General features: G+C 48.2%; 23 protein-coding genes. 8 read left to right on the forward strand and 15 right to left on the reverse strand.

Going from position 1 to position 25,772, the window contains the following annotated elements:
* Positions 1–15: 15 nt before the first annotated feature.
* Genes WKT10_RS01905 through WKT10_RS01920 form a run of 4 tightly spaced genes read right to left on the reverse strand, consistent with a single transcriptional unit; the run spans position 16 to position 3,482 of the window.
* Positions 16–846 carry a purine-nucleoside phosphorylase gene (locus WKT10_RS01905; protein WP_340275087.1) on the reverse strand — a complete coding sequence of 277 codons (831 nt, stop codon included), beginning with the start codon at positions 844–846 and terminating at the stop codon, positions 16–18.
* A gap of 16 nt (positions 847–862) precedes the next feature.
* Positions 863–1,303, reverse strand: coding sequence for a ribose 5-phosphate isomerase B (rpiB, locus tag WKT10_RS01910; RefSeq protein WP_066544961.1), 441 nt, complete (start codon positions 1,301–1,303; stop codon positions 863–865).
* Positions 1,304–1,305: 2 nt separating this feature from the next.
* Positions 1,306–2,421, reverse strand: a complete 1,116-nt coding sequence (aroC, locus tag WKT10_RS01915) for a chorismate synthase (RefSeq protein WP_337434183.1) — start codon at positions 2,419–2,421, stop codon at positions 1,306–1,308.
* Between the two features lie 2 nt (positions 2,422–2,423).
* On the reverse strand, positions 2,424–3,482 hold the full coding sequence (locus tag WKT10_RS01920; RefSeq protein WP_317438058.1) for a lactonase family protein: 1,059 nt from the start codon (positions 3,480–3,482) through the stop codon (positions 2,424–2,426).
* Between the two features lie 228 nt (positions 3,483–3,710).
* Here WKT10_RS01920 and WKT10_RS01925 point away from each other — a divergent pair, with 228 nt between their 5' ends.
* From WKT10_RS01925 to WKT10_RS01960, 8 genes are all read left to right on the forward strand, one after another.
* Entirely contained in the window at positions 3,711–4,244 is a 534-nt protein-coding gene (locus WKT10_RS01925; protein WP_317438057.1) for a helix-turn-helix domain-containing protein, read from the forward strand.
* A 65-nt stretch (positions 4,245–4,309) separates the two neighbouring features.
* Positions 4,310–5,386, forward strand: coding sequence for an ABC transporter ATP-binding protein (locus tag WKT10_RS01930; protein ID WP_340275090.1), 1,077 nt, complete (start codon positions 4,310–4,312; stop codon positions 5,384–5,386).
* Positions 5,379–6,218 (forward strand): ABC transporter permease, encoded by an 840-nt coding sequence (locus tag WKT10_RS01935; RefSeq protein WP_066544971.1) that lies wholly within the window; start codon positions 5,379–5,381, stop codon positions 6,216–6,218. Before WKT10_RS01930 ends, WKT10_RS01935 begins: the two co-directional genes overlap by 8 nt.
* The gene (locus tag WKT10_RS01940; protein ID WP_337434186.1) at positions 6,218–7,009 is read left to right on the forward strand and encodes an ABC transporter permease; all 792 of its coding nucleotides are present in this window, start codon (positions 6,218–6,220) and stop codon (positions 7,007–7,009) included. Before WKT10_RS01935 ends, WKT10_RS01940 begins: the two co-directional genes overlap by 1 nt.
* 34 nt (positions 7,010–7,043) lie before the next feature.
* Entirely contained in the window at positions 7,044–8,153 is a 1,110-nt protein-coding gene (locus tag WKT10_RS01945; RefSeq protein ID WP_317438054.1) for an ABC transporter substrate-binding protein, read from the forward strand.
* Between the two features lie 49 nt (positions 8,154–8,202).
* Positions 8,203–9,318: an ABC transporter substrate-binding protein gene (locus WKT10_RS01950; protein WP_337933802.1), complete on the forward strand. Its 1,116-nt coding sequence runs from the start codon at positions 8,203–8,205 to the stop codon at positions 9,316–9,318.
* A gap of 153 nt (positions 9,319–9,471) precedes the next feature.
* On the forward strand, positions 9,472–9,879 hold the full coding sequence (locus WKT10_RS01955) for a metal-dependent transcriptional regulator (RefSeq protein WP_179297077.1): 408 nt from the start codon (positions 9,472–9,474) through the stop codon (positions 9,877–9,879).
* Positions 9,872–10,441, forward strand: coding sequence for a nitroreductase family protein (locus tag WKT10_RS01960; protein ID WP_340275096.1), 570 nt, complete (start codon positions 9,872–9,874; stop codon positions 10,439–10,441). The genes WKT10_RS01955 and WKT10_RS01960 overlap by 8 nt, the downstream gene beginning before the upstream one ends.
* A 158-nt stretch (positions 10,442–10,599) precedes the next feature.
* Here WKT10_RS01960 and WKT10_RS01965 read toward each other — a convergent pair whose 3' ends face one another.
* The 11 genes from WKT10_RS01965 to WKT10_RS02015 all read right to left on the reverse strand — a co-directional run bounded on the left by WKT10_RS01965 (position 10,600) and on the right by WKT10_RS02015 (position 25,593).
* Positions 10,600–12,525 carry a heavy metal translocating P-type ATPase gene (locus WKT10_RS01965; RefSeq protein WP_340275098.1) on the reverse strand — a complete coding sequence of 642 codons (1,926 nt, stop codon included), beginning with the start codon at positions 12,523–12,525 and terminating at the stop codon, positions 10,600–10,602.
* A 38-nt stretch (positions 12,526–12,563) separates the two neighbouring features.
* Positions 12,564–12,782, reverse strand: a complete 219-nt coding sequence (locus WKT10_RS01970; RefSeq protein WP_066544984.1) for a cation transporter — start codon at positions 12,780–12,782, stop codon at positions 12,564–12,566.
* Positions 12,783–12,810: 28 nt separating this feature from the next.
* Positions 12,811–13,170, reverse strand: coding sequence for an ArsR/SmtB family transcription factor (locus WKT10_RS01975; protein WP_066544985.1), 360 nt, complete (start codon positions 13,168–13,170; stop codon positions 12,811–12,813).
* A gap of 167 nt (positions 13,171–13,337) precedes the next feature.
* Positions 13,338–15,131 (reverse strand): aspartate--tRNA ligase, encoded by a 1,794-nt coding sequence (gene aspS, locus WKT10_RS01980; RefSeq protein ID WP_340275101.1) that lies wholly within the window; start codon positions 15,129–15,131, stop codon positions 13,338–13,340.
* A gap of 283 nt (positions 15,132–15,414) precedes the next feature.
* Entirely contained in the window at positions 15,415–16,680 is a 1,266-nt protein-coding gene (hisS, locus tag WKT10_RS01985; RefSeq protein WP_066544988.1) for a histidine--tRNA ligase, read from the reverse strand.
* Positions 16,681–16,793: 113 nt separating this feature from the next.
* Positions 16,794–18,341 (reverse strand): coproporphyrinogen dehydrogenase HemZ, encoded by a 1,548-nt coding sequence (gene hemZ / locus WKT10_RS01990; protein WP_340275104.1) that lies wholly within the window; start codon positions 18,339–18,341, stop codon positions 16,794–16,796.
* 21 nt (positions 18,342–18,362) lie between these two features.
* Positions 18,363–19,004 (reverse strand): MBL fold metallo-hydrolase, encoded by a 642-nt coding sequence (locus tag WKT10_RS01995; protein WP_340275106.1) that lies wholly within the window; start codon positions 19,002–19,004, stop codon positions 18,363–18,365.
* 12 nt (positions 19,005–19,016) lie between these two features.
* Positions 19,017–21,302, reverse strand: a complete 2,286-nt coding sequence (locus WKT10_RS02000) for a RelA/SpoT family protein (RefSeq protein ID WP_337933792.1) — start codon at positions 21,300–21,302, stop codon at positions 19,017–19,019.
* 197 nt (positions 21,303–21,499) lie between these two features.
* A complete protein-coding gene (locus WKT10_RS02005) occupies positions 21,500–23,383 on the reverse strand; it encodes an ABC transporter ATP-binding protein (protein WP_340275108.1) in 1,884 nt (627 codons plus the stop codon).
* Positions 23,373–25,109, reverse strand: coding sequence for an ABC transporter ATP-binding protein (locus WKT10_RS02010; protein WP_340275110.1), 1,737 nt, complete (start codon positions 25,107–25,109; stop codon positions 23,373–23,375). Before WKT10_RS02010 ends, WKT10_RS02005 begins: the two co-directional genes overlap by 11 nt.
* Positions 25,102–25,593: a MarR family winged helix-turn-helix transcriptional regulator gene (locus tag WKT10_RS02015; RefSeq protein WP_340275112.1), complete on the reverse strand. Its 492-nt coding sequence runs from the start codon at positions 25,591–25,593 to the stop codon at positions 25,102–25,104. The genes WKT10_RS02010 and WKT10_RS02015 overlap by 8 nt, the downstream gene beginning before the upstream one ends.
* Positions 25,594–25,772: the final 179 nt, after the last annotated feature.

Consider the following 25,772-nt stretch of genomic DNA (forward strand, 5'->3'; position numbering starts at 1 on the left):
CTCCCTGTCGCTTCGTTAGAATACTTCTTTAAGCACCAGATCCACTACCTTCTCAAAGGTCTGCTTTACCCTTGCGGCAGTTTCCACTACCTCTGCATGATTCAGTGGCTGATCCAGAATGCCTGCTCCCGGATTGGTAACGCAGGAAATCCCCAGTACCGGGATACCGCAATGGCCGCATACGATTGCCTCCGGTACGGTAGACATTCCTACAGCATCCGCCCCCAGAAGCCCTGCCATGCGGACCTCTGCCGGTGTCTCATAATTAGGGCCAGAGAACATCATATATACGCCCTCCTCCAGATGAATTCCATTTTCCTGTGCTTTTTCCTTCAGACGTGTTCTGAATCCTGCATCATATACGCAGCTCATATCCGGAAAACGGGGGCCATCCTCCTCAAAATTAGAGCCAATCAGAGGATTAGAACCGGAATAATTGATATGGTCTTTGATAACCATCAGTGTTCCCGGCTCATAGGACCGGTTTACGCCTCCGGCTGCATTGGTAAGAAGAACCTTTTTAACGCCCAGACGCTTCATAATCCGAATTGGAAGAGTGATCAGTCTCTGACTGTATCCCTCATAATAATGAACTCTGCCCTGCATGGCAATGACTCTCTTTCCCATGCACGTTCCCAGCACGAACTGTCCTGCATGGCCTGCCACTGTGGATACCGGAAAATCCGGGATATCATGGTAGGAAATCTTTACCGGATTTTCAATCTTATCCGCATAATCCCCCAGTCCGCTTCCCAGAATCATGCCGATTTCGGGCTCAAAATCCGTCTTTTCGCGGATGATGCGGACAGAATCCTCGATTATCTTTAATTCTCTTTCATTTGTCATGGATGGTGCGCCTCCCTTACCGATTCTCAATCTCCATCAGCATATTCACTCTTCTCTCATGTCTTCCGCCTTCAAATTCAGCGTCCAGCCATGCTTCGGTGATCATCTTTGCCATCTCGCTTCCCACTACTCTGGCGCCAAAGGCAAGGACGTTGCTGTTATTGTGCATACGGGACAGCTTTGCGCTGTAGGGTTCGCTGCATACACAGGCGCGCACGCCCTTTACCTTATTAGCTGCCAGTGAAATGCCTACGCCGGTGCCGCAGATCACGATACCCAGATCTGCTTCTTTGGAAGCCACAGCCCGTCCTACCTTTTCACCATATACAGGGTAATCGCAGCTTTCTGTAGAATTGGTACCCAAATCAATAACCTCGTAGCCTTTTCCCTCTACAAACTCCTTAATAATATTTTTAAGCTCAATGGCTGTATGGTCGTTTCCCATTGCAATTTTCATTTTCATTTTCTCCTCATTCTCTCAAAAAATTCCTCCATCCGGTCAAGCCGGGAGGTCATGGACATAAGCAGCAGATCTGCCGCAGTAAGCGCTGCCATGGCTTCTGCCACCACAACTGCCCTTGGAACGATAATGGGATCGTGACGTCCATGGATCTCGATCTCCCGTTCTTTCCCGCTCCGGTCCACCGTGGACTGAGGCTGGGCAATGGACGGAGTAGGCTTAAAGGCCGCCCGTATTACAACCGGGCTGGAATCGCTCATCCCTCCCAGGACGCCACCGGAGTGATTGGTTCGCTTGGCCGGGTGGCCCGCACTGTCAATGCAGAAGCTGTCGTTATTCTGTGAACCGGTGGATACTGCCGCCTCAAATCCGTCTCCGATCTCAACGCCTTTCACTGCTCCAATGGACATCATGGCTTTTGCCAGAGCCGCATCCAGCTTGTCAAACACCGGCTCTCCCACGCCTGCGGGAAGCCCCTCGATCACACACTCTACCACACCGCCGCAGGAATCCCTTCGAGCCATCATATCCTCTAAATAACTCTCTGCTTCCTTTGCCGCAATGTCATCAGGCATATAAAGACGGTTTTCCCACATTTTGGAAATCTCCATCCGGGACCGGTCGATGCTTACAGGGCCGATTGCGCTGGTATAAGCAAAAACCCTTACCCCAAGGCGCTCCAGAAGCTTTGCGGCCACTGCTCCGGCTGCTACCCGGCCAATGGTCTCCCGTCCAGAGGAACGGCCGCCTCCTCTGTAATCCCTGAAGCCATACTTTTGATCAAAGGTGAAATCTGCATGACCGGGGCGGTATACATCCATGATATTGCTGTAATCGTGGGATCTCTGGTCTGTATTCCGCACCTCCAGGGCAATCGGCGTTCCGGTTGTCTTTCCTTCAAAGACGCCAGAAAGGATTTCCACCTGATCGCCCTCCTGTCTGGCTGTGGTAAAGCGGCTCTGACCCGGCTTTCTCCGGTCTAAATATCTCTGAATATCTTCTTCATCTAAGGGCAGACCTGCCGGACAGCCGTCTATGACCACGCCAATGCCCTTTCCATGGGACTCTCCCCAGGTGCTGACGCGAAAAAGCGTCCCGTAAATTGAACCCGCCATGACTAATCTCCAATCTTTACAATCGCACAGCAGTTTGGTTCATTAACCGGAATGCTTCTTCCGCTCATGACCAGAAGTCCCTTCTCATAGTCTACCTTAAAGAAGGAAATGCTGCCGCTGTCATGGTTAATGGACGCAATATGCTTCCCATCCGGGAAAACAGCCACGTCCTTAGGATATTCGCCGCTGATCGGCAGGCAGCAGATCATGGAAAGAAGTCCTGTTTCCTCATCCCTGCTGTAGATACTTACCGTATTCTCTCCCGCATTGGTGCAGTAAACATACTTCTCATCCCAGGACATACGCATCGCGCAGGCTGCCGTAAGATTGCCCGGATTTTTCGTCGAGGTAGTAGAAATCGTCTGGATCTTCTCGATTACGGGAGCTCTGTCCCCTGTCTCATAAGTAAATACATCAATTACATTTTTAAGCTCGTACATCAGATAAAGGAAGCGTCCGTCCCTGCTGAACCGGAAATGTCTGGGCGCAGATTCCAGGTCGCAGCGGATGGCGTCTACCTGAACCATCTTCTGTTCCTTATCATTAAAGCGGTAAATCTTTACCTGATCCACTCCGTTATCCACACTGAGGACGTATTTATTGTCCGGCATCCGGCGGGTGCATGTCACGTGAGGGCGGAAATTACGCTCTGCCACGCTTCCGTATCCTTTATCATATACACCGTCCACGATCCCCCCTACGGAGCCGTCTTTGTTCAAGCTCAGGATCGTGGTCTTTCCGTCATGATAACCGGATACGAAGATAAACTTGTCCTCCAGATCGCTGCACAGATGACAGCCCCTCATTCCGCGGATGGGCGCGCTGTTTAAACGCGCCAGGGCGCCGTTCTGCAGGATCCGGAAAGACACCACTCCTTCATCGGCAATGGAATACAATGTCTTTCCATCGCTGGAGGCAATTACATAGGAAGAATTATTTACCTCCATCTCGCATCGCTCCTTAAACGTTCCCTTCTCCACATCTACGTCAAATACTGTGATTCCCTTTGCTTTCCCGGTATAGGAGTAGGATCCCACATATGCCATATATCTGCCGCTCATACCTGTATTTACCTCCTGAAAATAAGTCCGATTTTGTTAAAACCTATCATATCATAATTTTTATTATTTGTTAACCGCTAACTTTCAGAAAAGGTATTGACACCTGATTTATTTCATGTATAATGAAATTCGCCTTGTTTATTATTACTAAACTTTTTGATTATTTATATATTGGGTTAGTATTGCTAAACTTTTTGTATATTTTGCAGCCGTGCAGGGAGGAATTGTATGGATATCGGAAACAGACTGAAGGAGCTTCGTGTCTTAAAGGGACTGACTCAGGAGGAGCTGGCCGACCGCTCGGAGCTTTCCAAGGGGTTTATCTCTCAGCTGGAACGCAATCTGACCTCCCCCTCTATCGCTACTCTGATGGATATTCTCCAGTGTCTGGGAACTACCATCGGGGAGTTTTTTACGGAAGAGCCTGAGGAACAGATCGTATTCGGCACTCAGGACTACTTTGAAAAAGTAGATCCTGAATACAACAATGAAATCAAATGGATCATTCCCAATGCTCAGAAAAACACCATGGAACCCATTCTCTTAACGCTCAAAGCCGGCGGTTCTACCTACCCGGATACACCTCATGAGGGAGAAGAATTCGGCTATATTCTGAAGGGTTCTGTTTCCATCCATCTGGGAAAAAAGACATACCATGCCAAAAAGGGAGAATCCTTCTATTACACAGCAGATAAAAAACACTATCTTTCAAGCAAAAACGGCGCCATGCTCATCTGGGTAAGTTCACCTCCCAGTTTTTAATACGGCCTCCGTTGTAAAAAAGACAATGTTATGACCCACTTCACTTTATAAAGGAGAAAAGACAAATGAGCCAGCCATTGATTGATTTACAGCACATCTCAAAAAGCTTTGACGGCGAGCTGATCCTGGATGATCTGAATCTCTCCATCAGGGAAAACAGCTTCGTCACCTTACTTGGTCCCAGCGGCTGCGGAAAGACCACTACTCTGCGTATCCTGGGAGGCTTTACCAGTCCCGATACCGGAAGGGTTCTCTTTGATGGTCAGGATATCACAAAGCTTCCGCCCAACAAGCGGCAGTTAAATACGGTTTTTCAGAAATATGCCCTGTTTCCTCATATGAGCATTGCAGACAATATTGCCTTTGGCCTGAAAATAAAAAACAAGCCCAAAAGCTATATTGATGACAAAATCCGCTACGCATTAAAGCTGGTCAATCTCTCCGGCTACGAAAAGCGCGATGTAACCTCTCTCTCCGGCGGTCAGCAGCAGCGTATTGCCATTGCAAGAGCCATTGTAAACGAACCGAGAGTGCTGCTCCTTGACGAGCCTCTGGGCGCTCTGGATTTAAAGCTGCGCCAGGATATGCAGTATGAACTGATCCGCCTGAAAAATGAGCTTGGCATCACTTTTATCTATGTAACCCACGATCAGGAAGAGGCTCTTACCATGTCAGACACCATTGTTGTTATGAACCAGGGCTATATCCAGCAGATGGGATCTCCGGAGCAGATCTACAATGAGCCGGAAAATGCCTTTGTAGCCGACTTTATCGGCGAAAGCAACATCGTCCACGGCATCATGCTTCAGGACGAGCTGGTTGAGATCTTCGGAGCAAGATTTGCCTGTGTGGATAAGGGCTTTGGCACAAATAAGCCAGTGGATGTCGTGATCCGTCCTGAAGATATCGACCTTGTAGAACCGGAAAAGGGCACGCTTGTCGGCACAGTGACCCATCTGATCTTCAAGGGTGTTCACTATGAGATGGAAGTTACTACCCCGGACGGCTTTGAGTGGCTGGTTCACTCCACTGATATGTTCCCCGTTGGAAAGCAGGTGGGAATCCATGTAGATCCCTTTGATATCCAGATCATGAACAAGCCTGCGTCTGAGGATGAGGAGGCGCTGGGAGTCGATGAATAAGGAAAAGAAATATCTCGATCTGGGGAAATCCCTTCTCTCCGGCCCCTATCTGGTCTGGATGACCGGTTTTACTATTATTCCTCTGCTCATGATTCTCTGGTATGGACTGACGGGACGTGACGGAGCTTTTACATTGGAAAATATCCTGTCAATCGCAGAACCGGATCATATGAAGGCTCTGGTGCTGTCTCTGGGTTTATCCCTGATCAGCACTCTGCTTTGCCTTTTTCTTGCATATCCTCTGGCTATGATTTTAAGAGGACGGGGAAATAAGGCCGGCAGCTTTATCGTATTTATTTTTATCCTCCCCATGTGGATGAATTTTCTGCTGAGAACCCTTGCATGGCAGACGCTTCTGGAGAAAAACGGCGTAATCAACGGAATCCTTTCCTTTTTCCATCTGCCCGGTATCTCCATTATCAATACTCCGGCAGCTATTGTACTGGGTATGGTATACAACTTCCTGCCCTTTATGGTTCTTCCGATTTATAATGTACTTGCCAAGATTGACGACAGCGTTATCAATGCGGCTCAGGATCTGGGAGCCAATACCTTCCAGACCTTTATAAAGATCTGGCTTCCTTTAAGCCTTCCGGGAGTCATCAGCGGAATCACCATGGTATTTGTGCCTTCTCTGACCACATTCGTTATCTCAGACCTCTTAGGCGGCAGCAAGATCCTTCTCATCGGAAATGTAATCGAGCAGGAGTTCACACGCGGAAGCAACTGGAACCAGGGAAGCGGTCTTTCCCTGGTGCTGATGATCTTTATTCTGATCAGCATGGCTATGATTGCCAAATATGACAAAAATGGAGAAGGGAGCGCATTCTGATGGTAAAAAGCAGAAAAATGATACGGAAGATCATTTCCGATTTCTATATGGTGCTTATCCTGATCTTTTTGTACGCACCCATCCTCACTATGATGGTATTGTCCTTTAACCAGTCCAAATCCAGAGCACGGTGGGGCGGTTTTACTCTTGACTGGTATCTGCAGATGTTTGACAGCCGCTCCATTATGAGCGCCCTGTCAACCACCCTGATTATTGCCTTTGTTTCAGCCCTTGCGGCAGCTGTTATCGGAACAGCGGCAGCTATTGCCATTCAGTCCATGAGGCTGGTTCCCAGGACAATTATTATGGGGATCACAAACATTCCCATGCTGAATGCAGATATCGTTACAGGCATTTCACTGATGCTGTCCTTTATTGCCTTTGGCGTATCATTAGGCTTTAAAACCGTGCTGATCGCTCATATCACCTTTAATATACCTTATGTGATCTTAAGCGTCATGCCCAAACTGAAGCAGACGGATAAGAGTACCTATGAGGCGGCTCTGGATCTGGGAGCCACTCCCCTTCAGGCCTTTTTCAAGGTGGTATTCCCGGATATTCTGCCCGGAGTGCTGTCCGGCTTCCTTTTATCCTTTACCATGTCCCTTGATGATTTTATTATCACCCATTTTACAAAGGGCGCAGGCATCAATACTTTGTCTACACTGATTTACAGCGAGGTACGCAGGGGCATTAAGCCATCCATGTATGCCCTTTCCACAGTCATTTTCCTGACTGTACTGATCCTTCTGCTGATCGTAAATTTCCGTTCCTTTAAGAAAAAGGACTGAAATAATTCATTACTATTAAAAAGGAGAGCGACCCATGAAACGAACACCCATCCTCCTCACAGCAGGAGCACTGGCTGCCCTGATGACCGCAGGTCTTCTGACCGGCTGCGGCGGTTCCGGCAAAAATGGTTCTTCGGGAGATGACAACAAGCTTTATGTATACAACTGGGGCGAATATATTGACGAAAGCGTCATCGACGACTTTGAAAAGGAAACCGGTATTCAGGTGGTCTACGACGTATTTGAAACCAACGAAGAAATGTATCCTGTAATTGAAGCCGGAGGCGTAAGCTACGATGTGGTATGTCCCTCCGACTATATGATCCAGAAGATGATCGAAAACAACCTTCTGGCTGAAATCAACTTTGACAATATCCCCAATTACAAAGAAATCGGACAGGAATATCTGGATATATCCAAAGGTTTTGACCCGGAAAACAAATATTCCGTTCCCTACTGCTGGGGTACCATGGGAATCCTCTACAATACGCAGATGATCGAGGAGCTGGGCGTTCCTGCTCCCACCAAATGGGCCGATCTGTGGGATGAACGTCTGGAGGGAGAAATTCTCATGCAGAACAGCGTCCGCGACGCCTTTACCGTAGCTTTAAAGAGCCTTGGATATTCCTTAAATACCCAAAATCCTGATGAACTGCAGCAGGCAAAGGATGAGCTGATCCGCCAGAAGCCTCTGGTTCAGGCTTATGTAATTGATCAGGTAAGAGATAAGATGATCGGCGGAGAAGCAGCCGTGGGAGCCATCTACTCCGGAGAAATGCTCTATATCCAGAATGCAGTTAAGGAGCAGGAAGCTGATTTTACTCTGGAGTATGTAATTCCGGAGGACGGAACCAACTACTGGGTTGACTCCTGGGTCATTCCCGCCAATGCAGAGCACAAAGAAAATGCAGAAAAATGGATTGACTTTCTGTGCCGCCCCGATATCGCAAAGAAAAATTTTGAGTACATTACCTATGCCACTCCCAACAAAGGTGCCTATGAGCTGCTGGATGAGGAGCTGAAACAGAATAAAGCTCTGTTCCCGGATCTCTCCGCTCTCACCAACTGTGAAATCATACAGTACCCCGGCGAAGAAGCCGACGCCCTTTATAACGAGCTCTGGAAAGAGGTCAAGGCAAACTGACGGACTGCTGCGGCTGTCCCATCTACGCATTTACTAATGGAGGATAAGAATGAAAAAGAAAACAGCTGTTTCACTGGGCATGCTCTCTCTGGCCCTTGCCGCCGGTCTTCTCACTGCCTGCGGTTCCGACCAAAAAACCGGGGCTGAGGAAGGCTCCGGCGAAGACAACAAATTATATGTATACAACTGGGGCGAATACATTGACGAAAGCGTAATTGACGAATTTGAGGAAGAAACAGGAATCGAAGTCGTATACGACCTTTTTGAAACAAATGAAGAAATGTATCCCATCATAGAAGCGGGAGCGGTAAAGTACGATGTGATCTGTCCTTCCGACTATACCATCCAGCGTATGATCCAGAATAACCTGCTGGCTGAAATCAATTTTGACAATGTACCCAATATCAAAGAAATCGGCCCGGAATATATGGATATGGCAAAGGATTTTGATCCGGAAAACAAATATGCCGTTCCCTACTGCTGGGGCACAGAAGGAATCCTCTACAATAAGCAGCGCTTTGATGAGCTTGGCATCCCATATCCCACCAAATGGGCAGATCTGTGGAATCCTGAGTTAGAGGGCGAGATCCTGATGCACAATACCCTGCGCTATGCATTTATGGCCGCATTAAAGATCAAGGGCTACTCTTTGAATACCACAGACCCGGATCAGCTGGCTGAGGCTAGAGATATGCTCATTGAGCAGAAGCCCCTGGTTCAGGCCTATGTAATCGACCAGGTAAGGGACAAGATGATTAACGGCGAGGCAGCTGCTGCCATGCTCTACTCCGGTGATCTCCTTTATATTCAGGATACCGCAAAGGAACAGGGTTCTGAATTTGATCTGGAGTATGTGCTTCCCGAAGAGGGAACCTCCTACTGGATCGACTGCTGGGTCATCCCTGCCAATGCAGAGCACAAGGAAAATGCCGAGAAATGGATTAACTTCCTGTGCCGCCCTGACATTGCAAAAAAGAACTTTGAATACATTACCTACGCTACCCCTAACAAGGGCGCCTTTGAGCTACTGGACGAGGAGCTGCAGAATAACAAGGCTGTGTTCCCGGATCTTTCCCAGCTGAAAAACAGCGAGAGCGTTCAGTATCTGGGCGAGGAAGTAAATGATATGTACAATGAGATGTGGAAGCAGGTAAAGGCAAACTAAACAGCTGTCTGTGAAAGAGCCGGGCATATCATCAGTGGACAAAATGAATCATGGTTTGCTTGTCAATCCTTTTCTTCTATGATACACTGAAGAGGTAGCAGTTCCCGTTTTTCAGGCAGACGGGAAAGAAAACCGTAAGGGGGAATGTTTGTTTTGAAAATACAGGAATCCGCTGAAAACTACCTGGAAACGATTTATATGCTGAGCCGCCATAAACCCTATGTCCGCTCCATTGATATTGCAAATGAACTGAGTTTTTCAAAGCCCAGTGTCAGCGTAGCTATGAAAAACCTGAGGGAAAACGGCTATATCCGCATGGATGAACAGGGTCACATCACACTTACTGAGACTGGACAGTCCATTGCTGACGTTATGTACGAACGCCATATTCTTTTGTCCAACTGGCTGATCTATCTGGGTGTGGATCCTCAGACAGCTGCAGAGGATGCCTGCCGTATGGAGCATGTAATCAGTCCGGAAAGCTTTGAAGCAATTAAGAAACATATTACCCAGGGAAATGAGCTTCCAAAGGAGCTTAAGGAGGAATCTATTCATGCTTAAAGACCTTGTAAAAAGCTGCCGCTCCTATCGGCGGTTCTATGAAGATATATCCATTCCGCAGGAAGAGCTGACAGATATGGTCGATACGGTGCGCCTTACAGGCTGCACAGCCAACTGTCAGCCCCTAAAATACCGCATCATCCGTACTCCGGAGGAATGCGCGGCAATTTTCCCCTGCCTTTTGTGGGCAGGCGCCCTGAAGGACTGGGACGGACCGGAAAAGGGAGAACGTCCCTCTGCCTATATCGTCATTCTCTGTGATCTGACTGTGGCCAAAAATAAACAGTGGGATGAGGGAATCGCCGCCCAGACGCTCATGCTGTCAGCTGCAGAAAAGGGCTATGGCGGCTGCATGATCGGAAGCTGCAGGCGCAGTGAGATTCTGTCCATTTTAAAGCTTAATCCGGAAAACTATTCTGTGGGCCTGGTTCTGGCCCTTGGAAAACCCAAAGAGGAAGTCCGGCTTGTACCTGTAGGGGATGATGGAAGCACAACGTACTACAGGGATGAAAATCAGGTGCATTATGTTCCCAAGAGAAGTCTGGAGGATGTGCTGGTTTGATTTCTTCCGTTTTACAGAGATGAATTCTGCTTTTGACATTTTCATATGACACCTAAAAAGGACGCCGTTCTGCCTGAGCAGATGCGTCCTTTTTTCATTCCATTATATCGTTTTTATCTACCAATCAGCTTCATAAACAAAGGAATCTGTCTATATAATTATCCCTTCAGAGCCCTCATGGCATTCAAAATCGCGATCACGGACACTCCCACATCCGCAAACACAGCTTCCCACATATTAGCCGCGCCAAAGGCTCCCATCGCCAGAACGATCAATTTCACGCCCAGGGCAAAGACGATATTCTGCATCACAATTCGGAGTGTTTTACGAGAAATACGGACAACGGCTGCAATCTTTCTGGGATCATCATCCATAAGGACAATATCAGCCGCCTCGATAGCTGCGTCCGATCCCATGCTTCCCATAGCGATTCCCACATCTGCACGAGAGAGCACCGGGGCGTCATTGATGCCGTCGCCTACAAAGACCAGCTTTTCCTTTCCCTTGCATTCTGCCAGCAATTTTTCTACCATATCTACCTTGTCGCCGGGGAGGAGCTCTGCATGAACCTCATCCAGGCCGATTTCCTTTGCTACCGCTTCCCCGGTTTTACTCCGGTCGCCTGTAAGCATCACTGTCTTTGCAGCACCGGCCTTTTTAAGATCGCGTATTGCTTCTGGAATGCCTTCTTTTATTACATCGGAAATAAGAATGGAACCCAGAAAATTTCCTTCCTCTGCTAGATAAACCACCGTTCCCACGCCCGGACATGGCTTATAGGCAATATTTTCCTTCTTCATCAGACGGTCATTTCCTGCCAGCACAGTGCGTCCATCTGCCTTCACACGGATTCCATGACCGGGAATCTCCTCCGCATCTGCGATCCGCGTATGCTCAAAAGAATGCCCCCAAGCTTCACGGATAGACCTGGAAACAGGATGGTCAGAGGAGCTTTCTGCCAAGGCTGCCAGTTCTAACAGAGCCAACTGGGAAGCCGACCAGCCGTCAGCTTTATCTGTATCCTGCCTTTTCTCTATTGTTTCCTGAGCCGCATCTCCGGACGGATAAATGCCTGTCACCTTAAATTCTCCCTTAGTAAGGGTTCCCGTCTTGTCAAATACCACTGTATGGACATTTGCAAGAGCCTCCAGATAATTACTTCCCTTTACCAATACACCTTTTTTAGAAGCCGCTCCGATTCCGGAAAAGAAGCTCATGGGAACGGAAATGACCAGTGCACAGGGACAGGAAATCACCAGGAAAGTACAGGCTCTGCGTATCCCTTCGCTCCATGTCTGTCCAAAAAACAGCGGAGGAAGAATAGCAAGAACTACTGCCGCAATCACCACAACCGGAGTATAATACCTTGCAAACCGGGTAATAAAGTTCTCCACCGGCGCCTTTTTGCTGCTGGCATTCTCTACCAGTTCCAGAATACGTGCTACTGTGGAATCGTCAAATTCTTTCGTAACCTCTACCCGCAGCAGTCCGCTTCCATTGACGCATCCACTGATCATCTCATCTCCTGCTCTGACTCTTCTCGGGACAGACTCTCCTGTAAGAGCAGATGTATCGATCATGGAGTCTCCGGAAATAACCCTTCCGTCCAGAGGGATCCTCTCTCCGGCCTTTATGACAATTATATCCCCCACTGATACATCATCCGGATCCACCTGCTTTAGCTGTCCGTCTTCTTCAATATTGGCATACTCCGGGCAAATATCCATCAGGTCTGAGATTGACTGGCGGGAACGGTTTACGGCATAATTCTGAAACAGCTCCCCTACCTGATAAAACAGCATCACCGCAACTGCTTCTGAGTACTGTTGTACCGCAAATGCTCCTACTGTAGCCAGAGCCATCAGAAAGTTTTCATCAAACACCTGTCCGTTTCTGATATTGCGCAGAGCCCGGTAAATAATATCCCATCCAATGAGAAAATAGGGGATCAGATACAGCGCCGGCCATACCGGGCTTTTCTCCCCAAACGGCAGAAGTCCCAAATGCTCTGTTACTGTGAGGGCAATATAGATTCCAAAGGTTCCAAGGATACGTATAAGCATACGCTTCTGCTTTACTGTCATGTTCCGTTATTCCTCCTGATGCATCATTCTCAACGGCTCTACATCTGAATTGTACAGTCCGGCTCTACTTTTCTGCATACAGACTGCACTTCCTCCATAATCTCATCAAAACGGCTGTCATCCGCTTCAATCGTCATCTTCTGAGTCATAAAGCTCACATTGGCATCCCTTACCCCGTCAATCTTTTTAATGGCGTTTTCCATCTTTGCAGCGCAGTTCGCACAGTCTAAATTAGTTAATTTGAATTTCTTTTTCATGTTCTTATTTTCCTCCATTTTTATATTCTTACTCTGATATATGATCCATACCCTGACTGAGTATGGTCTTTACATGGCTGTCTGCCAGAGAATAAAATACGGCCTTTCCTTCCCGCCGGTTCTTCACCAGACGGTTCTGCTTTAAAATCCTAAGCTGATGGGAAATAGCGGACTGATTCATGTTTAAAAGCTGGGCAATATCGCACACGCACATCTCTGATTCAAACAATACATACAAAATCTTAATCCGTGTGGAATCGCCAAACACCTTAAAAATCTCCGCCAAATCGTACAGCTGATCCTCATCCGGCATCTTATCAGTCACGGACTTTACCACATCCTCATGAACCTGATAAAAATCACAGCACTCTACATCATTTAATGCCATTTTTTTCCTCCTCTCCTTCGGCCGCTTAATATATGAATAAATGTTCATATGTTTATATAAACAGTATAGTTCTTTTTTTCTGAATGTCAATAGTTAAATTTAAAAAATAAAAAAGCAGTGCCCTGAGATCTCATTTCTCAAAAGGCACTGCCTCAAATTTTAAAATATTACTGTTTTTCTTCTTCCGCAACCTGGATTCCCAGCTCTTCCAGCTGTTTTCCATCTACAGGAGCAGGAGCTTCCGTCATCAGACAGGATGCGTCCTTCACCTTAGGGAAGGCAATCACATCACGGATGCTGTCTGCGCCTACCATCAGCATAACCATACGGTCAAGGCCGTATGCCAGACCTGCATGAGGCGGAACACCGTACTTGAATGCCTTTAACAGGAAGCCGAACTGTTCCTGTGCACGCTCAGGAGTAAAGCCCAGAACCTCAAACATCTTTGACTGGATATCGGCCTGATGGATACGGACAGAACCGCCGCCCATTTCCACGCCGTTTAATACGATATCGTATGCCTTTGCACGGACACGGCCTGGATCAGAGTCAAGGTACTGCAGATCCTCCTCCATCGGCATGGTAAATGGATGATGCATTGCCACATAGCGGTCCTCTTCCTCAGAATACTCAAGAAGCGGGAACTCAGTTACCCACAGGAACTTAAAGTCATCTTTTTTCAGCAGATCCAGCTGTCTTGCCAGCTCCAGACGCAGGTTGCCCAACACGTCGAATACAACCTTGTCCTTATCTGCTGCAAAGAGAAGGAGATCGCCCGCTTTTCCGTCCATGGCAGCGATCAGGGCAACCATTTCCTCTTCCTTCATAAACTTTGCAAAGGAAGACTTAAAGGTGCCGTCCTCATTGATGGCAATGTATGCAAGACCCTTTGCCCCAAAGCCCTTTGCATACTCTACCAGAGCGTCGATTTTCTTTCTAGGCATATGGCCCTGGCCCTCAGCATTGATACCGCGGACAGAACCGCCATTTTCCAGAGCGCCCTTAAATACCACAAATTCGCAGTCCTTCACAACCTCGGAAACATTCTTTAATTCCATTCCAAAGCGCAGATCCGGCTTGTCGGAACCGAAGCGGTTCATCGCCTCTCTCCATGTCATGCGCTGGATGGGAAGCTGCAGCTCATAACCGCAGATTTCCTTAAAGAGCTTCTGTAAGAGACGCTCATTTACATCCAGAACATCATCTACATCCACAAAGGACAGCTCCATATCGATCTGTGTAAATTCCGGCTGGCGGTCTGCACGCAGATCCTCGTCGCGGTAGCAGCGGGCCAGCTGGAAATAGCGGTCATAGCCGGATACCATTAACAGCTGCTTAAACAGCTGGGGAGACTGGGGCAGAGCATAGAAAGAACCGGGATGCACACGGCTGGGAACCAGGTAATCTCTTGCGCCTTCAGGGGTGCTCTTAATCAGAGTAGGAGTCTCAATCTCAAGGAAGCCCTCTTCTGCCAGAAATGCTCTTGTGAGAGTTGCCACGCGGCTGCGGGTAATCAGATTGTGCTGGATATCAGGCCGTCTCAAATCAAGGAAACGGTACTCCAGACGCAGCTCTTCCTTTGTCTTGCTCTTCTCCTCAATAGGGAATGGCGGTGTCTCAGACTCAGCCAGGATCCGCAGGGAATTGGCACGGATCTCGATGGCTCCTGTAGCCAGATTTTCATTTACAGCGCCGGAACGGGCCTCTACGCGGCCTTCTACTGCCACTACAAACTCGCTTCTTAACTTCTCAGCCTTTGCGAAGTTCTCAGCGCCGCAGTCATTTTCCTCGAAAATCAGCTGTAAAATACCGGAACGGTCTCTTAAGTCTACGAAAATAATGCCGCCTTTATTTCTGCTCTTCTGAACCCAGCCCATAACGGTGACATTTTCACCGATCTGCGCTGCAGTTACCTCTGTACATCTGTGGGTACGCTTCAACCCAGCCATTGATTCTGCCATGATTATTCTCCTTTATCATCGTAAAGATTTATCGCATTCGCGCATTTTGCAGTAAGCTCCTGAACTATGAACATTCAGGTGACTTTGGAGGCTGTTAGAAAGCCTTAGAGGGTTAAACGTTTCGTTAAGAGCCATATCAAACCTGTTTGAGCGCAGCGAGTTTTTGATATGGCTCTTGTATTTAGAAATGTTTCAGCCTCTTAGCCTTTCTTACAGTCGTAAACCGGAACCTGAATGTTCTGTTCAGAAGATGGCTGCAAAATGCACAAATGCATTTTCGCCCTTAATGCTTCAGGCTCTCTCTGTAAAACTCCTTAAACTCTCCATAGCCCTCTTTGCCAAGCTGCTCCTTCTGGAACTTCTTGTTTTTATTCATCTGGGCTACCAGCACCTGAACGCCGTTCTTTCTCTCCTCCATGGCCTCACGAATCACTGCTGCCAGAGCTGCGGAATCGATGCCCTTTTCAAAGAGATATGCCTTCTTTTCTCCGGCTCCCGGAACGGTAAAGCCGTTATCTAAGAGGATGGTGACAATGCGCTCAAAACCGATGGAAAAGCCGCAGGCCGGCGTTTCCATGCCAGTGAACTTTCCGATCATCTTATCGTAGCGTCCGCCGCCGGCAACAGAACCGCCGAAGCCCTCCATGGATACCTCGAAAATAGTGCCTGTGTAGTAGGACATACCACGAACCAGAGTGGGATCAAATACAAGTCCAAACTCAGTTTCAGCCACATCCTTAACGGTCTCCATAATGTGTACCAGTCCCTGACATACAGCCGGGTCCATCACATCCTTTAAGGTCTCGCCCAGAGCCTTTACACCCTCTGCATCTCTTGTAACGGTACGGAGAAGCTCCAGATAACGGTCTACGCTTTCCTTTGCATTTCCATTTTCAAGAAGCTCCTTCTCCACACCCTCAAAACCGATCTTGTCCATCTTGTCAAGGGTAATCAGAACACTGTCCATAGCCTCCTCAGAGAAGCCGCAGTAGCGGGCCATGCCAAAAAGGATACCACGGTCGTTGATACGGACGGTAAAACCATTGTCAGGGCAGATTTTTCCAAGAGCGGTTGTAGTGGCTAAAATCAGCTCAATCTCTGCCAGATTGGTAGCATCACCCAGAATATCAATATCACACTGGGTAAACTGACGGAAACGGCCCTTCTGGGGACGGTCTGCCCTCCATACGCTTCCCATCTGTAGCGCCTTAAAGGGGCTTGGAAGGCTGGATGCATTGTTTGCATAATAGCGGGACAGCGGCAGTGTCAGGTCGTAGCGCAGACCGCTGTCGGTTAAATCATTTTCATCCTGTGCGGTTTCCAGATTTAACTTGTCGCCTCTTTTTAATACCTTGAAAATCAGTTTTTCATTGTCTCCGCCCTGCTTGCTGGTCAGGTTCTCAATGTGCTCTACACAGGGAGTTTCGATCTGGGAAAAGCCAAAGCTCTTATAGGTTTCACGGATCTGGTTCATAACATACTCACGGATCTGCATCTCGGCAGGCGTGATATCCTTCATTCCGGTTACTGGTTTTTTCGTTAACGGCATAGTATTTTCTCCATAATTTGCGTTTTGTTTCGTGATTACTATTGTAGTGTACTTTTTCTATTTTGCAAGTGTTTTGAGGAAATTCGCGGGAAATCAGGGCTGGAATATACCGTTTACCCCCATATCCTCTCCTTCCGCCCGATCATCTCATCAATCCTGCTGATATACTGCTCCACTTCCTTCACATTCTCGCACCGTTCCCTGCGGTTTTCTGCAGGGAATACAACCTTTGTGGTGGTGCCTGCGCCGCAGGCGGCGATGGTCTGAAGCTCCTCCATGATGAGGATATTGTAAATGCAGGCTTTGCCGGGAAGGGAATAGCCTACGTTTTCAAAATTTCCGGCCATGTTTTTCTGGCGGTAAAGATAATAGGGTTCCATGCCAAGGCGACGGGCGCAGGCCTCGCTCATGGCGATCATCTCAGGTGTATTGTTTATCTTTAAGCCGCCGTACTCTTCCTTAAACATATTTAAACGGGCAGCCCGCTTGATGGCCAGGGAATGAACCGTAAGAGAATCGGGCCTGAGAGCCTCGATCTCTTCCAGTGTGTGGCGTACATCGTCTAAATCCTCCTCCGGAAGCCCCATGATCAGATCCATATTGATATTGTCAAAGCCCAGCTCTCTTGCCATGAGGAACTTTTCCTTTACCATCTCCACCGTATGGCGGCGGCCGATCAGATCCAGAGTCTTCTGGTTCATAGTCTGGGGATTTATGGAAATCCTGGTGATGCCATGGTCTCTCAGCACCCGAAGTTTTTCCTCTGTGATACTGTCAGGCCGCCCTGCCTCCACCGTAAATTCCAAAGCATTCTCCGTATCAAACAGCTGATCCAGCTTTGTCAGGATCGCGTCAATGTCCTCTGCCGGCAGAGCAGTTGGGGTTCCGCCTCCAAAGTAGATGGTATCCAGAGGGCGTCCCTTCATCTTGTCTGCCACATATTCCATTTCCTTAAATAATGCTTCCAGATAAAGGCCGGTGCGCCCCTTCCATTTGCTGATGGGATAGGAGGTAAAGGAACAATAAAGGCAGGTGGTGGGACAGAATGGGATTCCCACATACAGGCTGTATCCCCTGTCATAATCCAACGGCTCTAAAAGCATTTTCTCCCTTGCGGCAATTTCAATGCTCAAATCAATCTTTTCATCGCTCGCCAGATAGTTTTTTTTCATAAAGGAGCGGATCTCTTCCTCCTTCCAGCCCTCCTCCAGACGGCTTAAAGCAATCTTGGTGGGCCGGATTCCCGTGAGGGATCCCCAGGGCAGCTCATGGCCGGTGCGTTCTGTGAGCATACGGTAAAATAGCTGCTTTACCACATTTTTCGTCTCGCTGTGGTCGGAAAGATCCGAATATCCTCTGGAGGATGACGCAAGGTGAAAGTCCTCCAGTCCTTCCGGCACTGGAAAATAAGGACTGCAGCCTGCGGCCTCTCCCTCTTTTATCTGTTCCCAGAGGGCAATCCCTACATTCCATTCCTGTCCGGCCGCATCCTCCTCCGAGGCAGCGCAGCCGTCCTCTTCCTTCTGTATGAGACGGGTCTGCACATAAAAATCCACTCCGTCTTTTATTTCATGGGCATATGTTTCGCCCGGATAAAAAGACATCAGAAGTTCTCTGATGTCCTGTTCGTATGCATTATCCTGTATCAGTAAACCGATCATTTTGTTCCTGCTTTCTATTTTCTATCTATAGCATGCAATAGGATTGTTCTGCGCCTCATAACCAATGGTAGTGGACTCTCCATGGCCCGGATAGACCATAGTATCTCCCGGCAGTATAAACAGCTTCCTAAGTACAGAATCCACCAGCGCTCTGCTGCTTCCTGTCGGCAGATCTGTCCGTCCATAGGAATCCTGGAACAGAGTATCTCCAGACAGAAGCACCTCTTCTTCCGGCAGATAATAGCACACAGAGCCTGCGGTATGGCCGGGAGTTGCAATGACTTTCCACTTATATCCCAAAAGCTCCAGCTCATCCCCGTCATGTACCAGCCTGTCTGCATGAAAACTCAGAGAATGGCCTGTAAAATGAGCGGTCAGATTCAAAGACGTATCCGCCAGCATACCATCCTCGGTTTCCGATGCATAGATGGGAATGGTAAAGGCCCTTGCTATCTGAAGAGCCGCTCCGATATGGTCAAAATGCCCATGGGTCAGAAGCACAGCCTGAAGCTTTATCCCAAGCTCACTGCATTTATTTAAAATATAATCTCCGTTGTCTCCGGGGTCTACTGCCACAGCCTCTTTGGTTGTGTCGTTGTAAACCAGGTAACAGTTCGTGCTTACCGGCCCCAATACGCAGGTTTTGATTCTGAAATCGCTCATACGCATCCTCCTTTAGCCCGTGGTTCTCTGGATATCCAGCACGCCTTCAATCTGGCGGATCTTATCTGTGATCCGGTTCAGTTCTTCCGTGCCGTGAATGTCAAAGGTCATGATAATGGTTGCCTTGCCCTGCTTGCTGGTTCTCACATTCATAGAAGTAATATCAATCTGCTTCTCTGTAAATACCTTGGAAATATCCGCAAACATGCCAATGCGGTTATTGGCGAAAATCTGAATTTCCGTAGAGTACTGCTCCGTACTTCCCGCTGTTTCCGCCACCTGCCATTCTGCATCGATCAGACGAACTCTCTCTTCCTGAGGAAGATTGATCACATTAATACAATCTGTACGGTGGATCGACACACCGCGGCCTCTGGTGACAAAGCCTACGATCTCATCGCCGGGAACCGGATTGCAGCAGCGTGAAAAACGCACTGCCAGGTCATGAAGTCCCTTCACCACAATGCCGCTCTTATTTTTGCGCACCGTCGCTTCTCCGGAGCGGCCGTCTGTATCGGCAATGCCGCCCAATACGTCTGCATCTGTGATCTCACGCTTGCGCTTCTTCTCCCGCTCCTCCATCATCTTATTGATAACCTGGCCTTCCTTCAGGCCGCCGTGGCCGATGGATGCCAGCACGGAATCCCAGTCCTTAAAGGCATACCGGTGCATAACCTTTTCCATAAACTCCGGTTTTCCAAGCTCCGCCCAGTTGATGCCCTTGGCCTTGCAGTAGCGCTCTACCGCCTCACGGCCCCGGATGATATTGTCCTCCTTCATCTGGGTCTTAAACCACTGGTTAATCTTGTTTTTGGCCTGGGTGCTCTTTACCACCTTCAGCCAGTCGCGGCTGGGACCCTTGCAGTTCTGGGAGGTGACAATCTCGATCTGGTCGCCGTTCTGGATCACATACTCAATGGGAACCAGCTTTCCGTTTACCCTTGCTCCTACCATCTTGTTGCCAACCGCACTGTGGATGCAGTAGGCAAAGTCAATAGGCGTAGAGCCGCTTGGAAGGGTCTTTACATCACCCGAGGGCGTAAAGCAGTATACACTGTCGGAAAACAGATCCAGATCGCCCTTTACCATATTTAAGAATTCTTTGGAATCATCCGTATCCTTCTGCCACTCCAGGATCTGGCGCAGCCAGCTCATCTTTTCTTCTTCCTTGCCTGCTGCTACCTGTCCGCTGCCGCTTTCCTTATATTTCCAGTGAGCCGCAATACCGTACTCCGCCGTGCGGTGCATTTCGTAGGTACGGATCTGGATCTCAAAGGGCTGTCCTGTGCTGCCAATGAGCGTAGTATGGAGAGACTGGTACATATTTGGCTTCGGCATGGCGATATAGTCTTTAAAACGACCAGGTATCGGCTTATACATCTCGTGGATGACGCCAAGAGCCGCATAGCAGTCCTTCACCGTTTCTACCATGATGCGCACGGCAAAAAGATCGTAAATCTGATCCAGGGTCTTGTTCTGCTTGACCATCTTTTTATATATGCTGAAGAAATGCTTCACCCTGCCGCCTACGGAAGCCTCGATGCCCGCCTCGTCCATATGCTCTTTTACCTCAGATACAATGGACTGGACAAAGGCCTCTCTGGCGTCCTTTCGCAGATCCACCTTTTCTACCAGATCGTAATACACATCCGGATGGAGGAATTTTAAGGACAGGTCATCCAGCTCGATCTTAATCTTGGAAATACCCAGACGGTCTGCAATGGGAGCATAGATCTCCAGTGTCTCTCTGGCCTTTTCCTTCTGCTTCTCCGGCTTCCAGTATTTTCCAGTCCGCATATTGTGGAGACGGTCTGCCAGCTTGATAATGATGACGCGGATATCCTTTGCCATGGCAAGAAACATCTTCCGCAGGTTCTCCGCCTGGATCTCCACCTTATCCTTGTCCCAGTTTAACTGGGTCAGCTTGGTAACGCCGTCTACCAGAAAGGCTACCTCAGAGCCAAACTCCTTTGTCAGCTGCTCAAGGGTCATAATGGTGTCTTCAACCACATCATGGAGAAGGCCCGCTGCAATGGTCTCCTTATCCATTTCCAGATCAGCCAGAATGATCGCCACGCAGAGCGGATGGATAATATAGGGCTCTCCTGATTTGCGCTTCTGCTCCTTGTGAGCCTCATCAGCGATTTTATATGCCTTTTCGATCATGGTAAGATCATCCGACGGATGGTACTTTTGGATGGCGCGGATCAGATCCTGATACAGTACCTCCGGACTGGTAAAATCAGCCGGCGCTTCCAGTTCAATATCCAGTTTTTCTTTTGTTCCCTCTTTTCCCATATGTGTGGTCACCTTTTTCTTAGAAATAATTAGTTATCATTATAATTTTATTTCTGTGAAAAAGCAAGGCCGTCCTTGAAAATATGGCGTCCATGACCGAAACAAATAAAAATTCAGGGATATCCATACATCTTTTTCATGTACAGTTATCCCTGAATCCATATGTTTATTTCATGCTGTCAGCGCCAAACGGGCCTTTATGACAATTCCAGCTTTCCCGTATAGAGCTGATAATACGTTCCCTTTAAGCGGATCAGATCCTCATGGTCTCCCCGCTCGATGATCCGTCCATGATCCAGCACAATGATCGCGTTGCTGTTGCGGATGGTGGACAGACGGTGGGCGATCACAAATACGGTGCGCTCCTTCATCAGATTGTCCATACCTTTCTGCACAATACTCTCGGTTCTGGTATCAATACTGGAGGTTGCCTCGTCTAAGATCAATACTGGCGGATCTGCCACCGCAGCCCTGGCGATAGATAAGAGCTGTCTCTGGCCCTGGGACAGCTCCTCGCCGTCTCCGCTTAACATGGTATCATAGCCCTGAGGCAGCATACGGATAAACTGATCCGCATGGGCCAGCTTTGCAGCCGCATATACCTCTTCATCTGTAGCATCCAGCTTTCCGTAGCGGATATTTTCCCGGATCGTTCCTGTAAATAAATGGGTATCCTGAAGCACGATTCCCAGAGAACGCCTTAAATCGTCCTTCCTGATCTTCGTAATATTGATGCCGTCATAACGGATCTTTCCATCCTGAATATCGTAAAAACGATTGATCAGGTTGGTAATGGTGGTCTTTCCGGCTCCTGTAGAGCCTACAAATGCCAGCTTTTGACCGGGCTTTGCAAACAGGCTGATATCATGGAGGATCACCTTTTCATCATCATAACCAAAGGTCACATTCTCAAACCGAACGTCGCCTGTAAGCTCTGTATAGGTCACACTGCCGTCGCCGTGGGGATGCTTCCAGGCCCACATGCCGGTACGCTCCTTACATTCAGAAATCACCCCGTCCGCATCCTTTCTGGCATTGACCAGAGTTACATAGCCTTCATCCTTTTCCGGCTTCTCATCAATCAGGGCAAAAATACGTTCCGCGCCTGCCAGAGCCATGATAATGGCGTTAAACTGCTGGGCCACCTGCATAAAGGGCTGGGTAAAGCTCTTTGTAAACTGCAGGTAGGAAGCCATCACACCCAGGGTAATGCCGCCGACTCCCAGCACAGACAGGAAACCTCCCAGCACTGCCGTAAGCACAAACTGCATATTTCCGATGTTTCCGATCACAGGCCCCATAATGTTGGCAAAGGTATTGGCCTGAGAAGCACATTCAAAAAGCGCTTCATTTAATTTGTCAAACTCCTCCTCGGATTTGCGCTCATGGTTAAATACCTTAACCACTCTCTGGCCGTTCATCCGCTCTTCCACAAAGCCTGTTATGTCCGCTACAGCCACCTGCTGGCGCACAAAATATTTTCCGCTGTTTCCTCCGATCTTTCTGGATACGAAAAGCATGACAACAATAACCAGTACAGCCAGCACCGTAAGAGCAGGGCTTAACACCAGCATGGAGATAAAAGTTACTACGATCGTAAAAAAGGAAGACAGCGCCTGGGGGATGGACTGGCTGATCATCTGGCGCAGCGTGTCTGTATCGTTGGTGTAAAGACTCATGATAGAGCCGGTTGTATTCTGATCAAAATACCGGATCGGAAGGGTCTGCATGTGCTCAAACATATCGTCACGGATCCGTTTTAACACACCCTGTCCGATATAGACCATCAGTCTTGTATAGGTAAAGGTGGCAAGTACGCCCGCAGCGAAAATACAGGCCAGCGTTCCCAGCGCCCGGTACAGCCCGGCAAAATCCGGCGTCTGCTGTCCGATCAGCGGGATAATAAAGTCGTCCAGCAGAAATTTCAGCGACAGAGATACGGAAATGCTTGCTCCTGAACTGATAAAGATACAGATAAATACCAGAAAAAAGCGCAGCTTATACGTTTCTGTCACATATTTTAAAAGACGCTTTGCGGTCTGAGCCGTGTTTTTGGAAATCTGTAGTTTCTTACTGCTCATTCTCTTCGCCTCCCTTCATCTGAGACTCATATACTTCACGGTAGATCTCATTGGTGCGCAGAAGCTCACTGGAAGTACCCACGCCCACAATCTGTCCTTCCTCCAGAACAATGATCTGATCTGCGTCCTCAATGGAGGAAACCCGCTGGGCAATAATGATCTTTGTAGTATCGGGAATCTCCTCTCTGAAGGCCCTGCGGATGAGAGCATCCGTCTTTGTGTCTACCGCACTGGTAGAATCATCCAGGATCAGGATCTTAGGCCGCTTTAACAGCGCTCTCGCAATACACAGGCGCTGCTTCTGGCCGCCGGATACGTTGTTTCCGCCCTGAACGATCATAGTATCATAACCGTGAGGAAACTCCTTCACAAACCCGTCCGCCTGAGCCAGACGGCATACCCGCTCCACTTCCTCATTGGAGGCCCTTTCATTGCCCCAGCGGATATTCTCATAAATGCTTCCTGTGAAAAGCACATTTTTCTGGAGCACCATGGAAACCTGGTCTCTCAGAACCTCCAGGTCGTACTCTCTTACATCAATTCCGCCTACCTTTACGCTTCCCTTTGTCACATCATATAATCTGGGAATCAGCTGTACCAGCGTGGATTTGGAGCTTCCGGTCCCTCCGATAATGCCTACGGTCTGTCCCGGCTTGATGGAAAGATTTACATCCTTTAAGGAAAGAGGGCCGCCTTCACCTGCATAGCTGAAATCTACATGCTCAAAGGTGATGCTTCCGTCCGCAACCTCCTTCACCGCCTGCTCCTTTGCCTGCATTTCAGGCACTTCCGTAAGGACACTGGTAATACGGTCTGTGGATGCCTCAGCAATCATGATCATAACAAAGACGAAGGTAACCATCATCAGGGACATCATGATCTGCATAGCATAGACGATCACACTTGTCATCTCTCCTGTCTCCATGGTTCCAAAGACAATGCTCCTGCCGCTGATCGCTACCAGAAGGATGATCACTATATAAATTACCGTCTGCATTACAGGAGAATTCCATGCCACAATCCCTTCAGCCTTTGTAAAAAGCTTGTAAACGTACTTGGATATATCATGGAACTTACCGATTTCATGATCTTCCCGTACAAAAGATTTTACCACTCTGGAAGCGTTTACATTTTCCTGTACAGAATTATTTAAAATATCGTACTCGTCAAAAACCTTTACAAAATGGGGATGGGCCTTCTTCGCAATAAAAATCAGGGCGCCGCCCAGAACGGGGATCACAACTAAAAATAAAAGCGCAATCTTTGGATTGATGGTCAGAGTCATAACCCATGATAAAGCTATCATGATGGGCGCTCTGGCTAACAGGCGCAGGCTCATCATATAAGCCATCTGAACATTGGTAATATCCGTAGTCATACGGGTTACAAGACCTGAGGTAGAGAAATGGTCGATATTCTTAAACGAAAACTCCTGAACCCTGTAAAATATATCATGGCGCAGATTTTTTGCATATCCCGCCGCCGCGATTGCCGCCGTCTTTCCGGCTGTTACGCCGAAATACAGGGCAAGCATTGCCATCACAACCAGTATGAAGCCCCTCTGGATGATGTAAGGCAGATTGCCTCCTGCGATTCCAATGTCAATGATCTTTGCCATTTCCATGGGGATCATAACTTCTAACAGCACCTCCAGCAATACAAATATGGGAGTCAGTATAGACTGCTTTTTGTATTCCCGGACCGATTTTAAAAGTAATTTATTCATCCTTTTCCTCTTCCTCCTTTATGTTTTTATTTGTTTTAGACGCTTCCTCCTCCGCTTTTACAAGATTGCCGAACATCCGGCACATCACACTACGCCAGATATGAAGCTCTTCTTCCGGGATTCCCTCCATAAGAAGGGCTTCCGTTCTCCCCAGCTGCTCCAAAATCTGGGGACGCAGTGCCTCTGCCCTGGCTGTCGGCACAATGCGCTTGAGCCTTGCATCCTGAGGAACGCTTTCTCTCCTGATGAATCCATTTTTTTCCAAAAGTTTCAGGATCCCTGTTACCGTTGATTTGCGGATACGGAACTCTTCCTCGATATCCTTCTGATACACATCCGTATGAAGGGTCCGCAGAAGGATAAACTTCATAATATGCCGCTGAGACCCGGTCAATCCCTCATCCATCAGCTCCTCCTGGATGTTCCTGCGCTTTAACTGATGAGAGAGCATATGGATCATCCTTCCCATATGCATTGTTTCCATTCTGCATTCCATATCCTGCATCATTTCACCTCTTCGTATGCACTGCTTTCAGATAGTTAGCGTCCTAACTTTTGGTATTATACAGACTTAAAAATTTAATGTCAAGATAGTTTCACAGGGGAAAATGTGAAAAATATGTGTTCAAAAAAGCGTCCATCCCATTTTTCAACAGAATGAAC

Origin of the sequence: Enterocloster sp. HCN-30185 (genome assembly GCF_037890305.1) — a bacterium.
Classification (GTDB): domain Bacteria; phylum Bacillota; class Clostridia; order Lachnospirales; family Lachnospiraceae; genus Enterocloster.

What these genes read in the sequence shown, in the direction of transcription:
- WKT10_RS01905 (WP_340275087.1), bottom strand. Translation starts at nt 846, where the DNA reads ATGACAAATGAAAGAGAATTAAAGATAATCGAGGATTCTGTCCGCATC.
- rpiB (WP_066544961.1), bottom strand. Translation starts at nt 1,303, where the DNA reads ATGAAAATTGCAATGGGAAACGACCATACAGCCATTGAGCTTAAAAAT.
- aroC (WP_337434183.1), bottom strand. Translation starts at nt 2,421, where the DNA reads ATGGCGGGTTCAATTTACGGGACGCTTTTTCGCGTCAGCACCTGGGGA.
- WKT10_RS01920 (WP_317438058.1), bottom strand. Translation starts at nt 3,482, where the DNA reads ATGAGCGGCAGATATATGGCATATGTGGGATCCTACTCCTATACCGGG.
- WKT10_RS01925 (WP_317438057.1), top strand. Translation starts at nt 3,711, where the DNA reads ATGGATATCGGAAACAGACTGAAGGAGCTTCGTGTCTTAAAGGGACTG.
- WKT10_RS01930 (WP_340275090.1), top strand. Translation starts at nt 4,310, where the DNA reads ATGAGCCAGCCATTGATTGATTTACAGCACATCTCAAAAAGCTTTGAC.
- WKT10_RS01935 (WP_066544971.1), top strand. Translation starts at nt 5,379, where the DNA reads ATGAATAAGGAAAAGAAATATCTCGATCTGGGGAAATCCCTTCTCTCC.
- WKT10_RS01940 (WP_337434186.1), top strand. Translation starts at nt 6,218, where the DNA reads ATGGTAAAAAGCAGAAAAATGATACGGAAGATCATTTCCGATTTCTAT.
- WKT10_RS01945 (WP_317438054.1), top strand. Translation starts at nt 7,044, where the DNA reads ATGAAACGAACACCCATCCTCCTCACAGCAGGAGCACTGGCTGCCCTG.
- WKT10_RS01950 (WP_337933802.1), top strand. Translation starts at nt 8,203, where the DNA reads ATGAAAAAGAAAACAGCTGTTTCACTGGGCATGCTCTCTCTGGCCCTT.
- WKT10_RS01960 (WP_340275096.1), top strand. Translation starts at nt 9,872, where the DNA reads ATGCTTAAAGACCTTGTAAAAAGCTGCCGCTCCTATCGGCGGTTCTAT.
- WKT10_RS01965 (WP_340275098.1), bottom strand. Translation starts at nt 12,525, where the DNA reads ATGACAGTAAAGCAGAAGCGTATGCTTATACGTATCCTTGGAACCTTT.
- WKT10_RS01970 (WP_066544984.1), bottom strand. Translation starts at nt 12,782, where the DNA reads ATGAAAAAGAAATTCAAATTAACTAATTTAGACTGTGCGAACTGCGCT.
- WKT10_RS01975 (WP_066544985.1), bottom strand. Translation starts at nt 13,170, where the DNA reads ATGGCATTAAATGATGTAGAGTGCTGTGATTTTTATCAGGTTCATGAG.
- aspS (WP_340275101.1), bottom strand. Translation starts at nt 15,131, where the DNA reads ATGGCAGAATCAATGGCTGGGTTGAAGCGTACCCACAGATGTACAGAG.
- hisS (WP_066544988.1), bottom strand. Translation starts at nt 16,680, where the DNA reads ATGCCGTTAACGAAAAAACCAGTAACCGGAATGAAGGATATCACGCCT.
- hemZ (WP_340275104.1), bottom strand. Translation starts at nt 18,341, where the DNA reads ATGATCGGTTTACTGATACAGGATAATGCATACGAACAGGACATCAGA.
- WKT10_RS01995 (WP_340275106.1), bottom strand. Translation starts at nt 19,004, where the DNA reads ATGAGCGATTTCAGAATCAAAACCTGCGTATTGGGGCCGGTAAGCACG.
- WKT10_RS02000 (WP_337933792.1), bottom strand. Translation starts at nt 21,302, where the DNA reads ATGGGAAAAGAGGGAACAAAAGAAAAACTGGATATTGAACTGGAAGCG.
- WKT10_RS02005 (WP_340275108.1), bottom strand. Translation starts at nt 23,383, where the DNA reads ATGAGCAGTAAGAAACTACAGATTTCCAAAAACACGGCTCAGACCGCA.
- WKT10_RS02010 (WP_340275110.1), bottom strand. Translation starts at nt 25,109, where the DNA reads ATGAATAAATTACTTTTAAAATCGGTCCGGGAATACAAAAAGCAGTCT.
- WKT10_RS02015 (WP_340275112.1), bottom strand. Translation starts at nt 25,593, where the DNA reads ATGGAAACAATGCATATGGGAAGGATGATCCATATGCTCTCTCATCAG.